2 protein-coding genes are annotated in these 2,218 nt (G+C 75.6%); both read right to left on the bottom strand.

The window, feature by feature from the left end; translation table 11 throughout:
• Positions 1-36 precede the first annotated feature (36 nt).
• Positions 37-894 (bottom strand): PhzF family phenazine biosynthesis protein, encoded by an 858-nt coding sequence (locus ACFV6I_RS16125; protein ID WP_063350528.1) that lies wholly within the window; start codon positions 892-894, stop codon positions 37-39.
• Positions 895-977: 83 nt separating this feature from the next.
• Positions 978-2,075 (bottom strand): DUF5937 family protein, encoded by a 1,098-nt coding sequence (locus ACFV6I_RS16130; protein ID WP_380425779.1) that lies wholly within the window; start codon positions 2,073-2,075, stop codon positions 978-980.
• Positions 2,076-2,218 lie beyond the last annotated feature (143 nt).

A 2,218-nucleotide genomic window follows, 5' to 3' on the forward strand; every position in this document is an offset into this window, starting at 1 on the left:
GGGACCGGGCCGTTCGCGTTCGCGTTCGCGTTCGCGCTACGGGATCGCCACCGCCGCGCCGGACACCCGGATCCGGCTGTCCGCCGTCCGCAGTTCGACGTGGAGCACGCCCGGGCGGCCCAGGTCCTCGCCCTGGTGGAGGGTCAGCACCGTCGGGGCCGCCGCCGCGCCCTGCTCCCGCAGGTAGGCACCGAAGGCGGCCGCGGCGGCGCCGGTGGCCGGGTCCTCGACGACGCCGCCGACCGGGAAGGGGTTGCGGACGTGGAAGACGTCCCGGGCCTCGCGCCAGACGAGTTGGAGGGTCACCAGGTCGCGGGCCCGGGTGTAGGCGGCGAGGCCGTCGAAGTCGTAGTCGAGGCGGGCCAGGCGGTCGCGGGTGGCGGCGGCGAGGACGAGGTGGCGGGCGCCGGCGTAGGCGATCCGGGGCGGCAGGGCCGGGTCGAGGTCGGTGCGGGCCCAGCCGAGCAGGGCGAGGACCTCGTCGACGTCGGCGTCGGTCACGTCCTCCACCTGCGGCTCGACACTGGTCAGGGTGGCACGCAGGACGCCCTCCGCGTCCTGGTCGACCTGGACGGGGACTTCGCCCGCGGCCGTCGTGAAGACGTAGTGCCCGGGGCCGGTGCGGGCGGCGAGCGCGACGGCGGAGGCGACCGTGGCGTGGCCGCAGAACGGCACCTCGGTGAGCGGGCTGAAGTACCGGACTCCGTAGGCGCCTTCGGCCGCTCCCGCGGTCAGGAAGGCCGTCTCGGAGTAGCCGAGCTCGGCGGCGATGGCGAGCATCCGCTCGTCGGTCAGGCCTGCGGCGTCGAGTACGACGCCCGCCGGGTTGCCGCCCTCGGGGCGGGTGGTGAAGGCGGCATAACGCAGGATGCGGGGTGAGGCGTCGTCGGTCATGCCCGGACGAACGCGTTCCGCTCCCCCGCTGTTCCCGCTCACCTGTTGCCGGTTCGCCGACCCGCCGGTCACCACGACACCGGTCACCGCAGCAACGCCTCCAGGAAGTCCGAGCCGAGCCGGGCGCTGCCCGGCAGGTCGAGCTGGTAGAGCATGTACCGCCCGCGCCGCTGGGTGATGAGCAGCCCCGCCTTACGCAGGACGGCCAGGTGCCGGGACACCTCGGGCGCGCTGAGCTGCCAGGTGGTGGCGAGTTCGCCGGTGGTGTGCGCGCCGCGGGCCATGGTGCGGGCCAGGCGCAGCCGGACGGGGTGGGCGAGGGCTTCCAGCCGCTGCTGGACGAGGGCCAGCGAGACGGGTTCGGGGATGCCCGCCTCGGCGACGGGGTACTGGAGGACGGGACGCCAGCCGGGGGTGTACACCACCACGAGGTGGGGCCGGCCGAAGGCGGTGGGGATGAGGGTGACGCCGCCGCCGTCGGTGCCGCTGGTGGCGTTGTCCTGGAGCTTGTCGACGACGATCCGCCGCCGCCCGTCGGCGCTCTGGTCGAGGGTGACGGAGGGTGAGACCGCGGCCAGCGCCTCGGCGGGGCCGCGCCGGGCCAGCAGGTCGGCCTTGCGCCGGGCGTCGGCGGCCAGGGCGGGCAGGACGCGCTGCCAGGCGTCGGCGAAGAACGCCGACTCGCAGTCCTCCAGCATCCGCCGGACGAGGGCCCGGACGGCGGGCGGGTCGGCGAGCAGCCGGTCCGCGAAGGCGGCCTGCCGGGGGCCCCGGGCGAGCGCGAGTTCGCGGGCCCGCTCGTTGGCCACCGGGTCGGTGAGCGGGGAGGGCGCCCGGCGGGCCGGCCGGGAGGAGCCGCAGGTGGTGACGAGGGCGGCGGCGACGTACAGCTCGTCGTCCATCCGGTCGACGGCGTCGAGCTCGGCTGCCAGGGTGGCGCCGGGCAGGCCGGGGACGAGGAAGTCGGCGCGGGAGGAGCGCCAGAGGAAGTCGGCCTCCAGCAGCCGCTCGGACAGCACCGGCGGGATCGTCGCGGCGGTGCTGGACGCCCAGCCGTGCAGCGCGGGGTGGTGCGCGGGCTCGGCGAGGACGTCCAGCATCGCGGTCAGCTCGCCCAGCGGGGACGGCGTGAAGAGCAGGCGCTCGTCGGGCAGGCCGGTGATGTCGATGGTCACGCTCATGCGCCCGCCGTGCTCCTCCCGGCAGGGGCGTCCGCCCACGCGCGCCTCTTGATGATCGGTTCGCTCACGACGGCGATCCTGCCACCCGCCCGGATCCGCTCCCACCGCGGGAGAGCTCGTGTAGGATCTATCTAGGCGAGCTG

This window comes from Kitasatospora sp. NPDC059803 (assembly GCF_042732255.1).
Taxonomy (GTDB): domain Bacteria; phylum Actinomycetota; class Actinomycetes; order Streptomycetales; family Streptomycetaceae; genus Kitasatospora.

Bases quoted from the DNA above. Each gene is read 5' to 3' on its own strand.
- ACFV6I_RS16125 (WP_063350528.1), bottom strand. From the start codon at position 894: ATGACCGACGACGCCTCACCCCGCATCCTGCGTTATGCCGCCTTCACC.
- ACFV6I_RS16130 (WP_380425779.1), bottom strand. From the start codon at position 2,075: ATGAGCGTGACCATCGACATCACCGGCCTGCCCGACGAGCGCCTGCTC.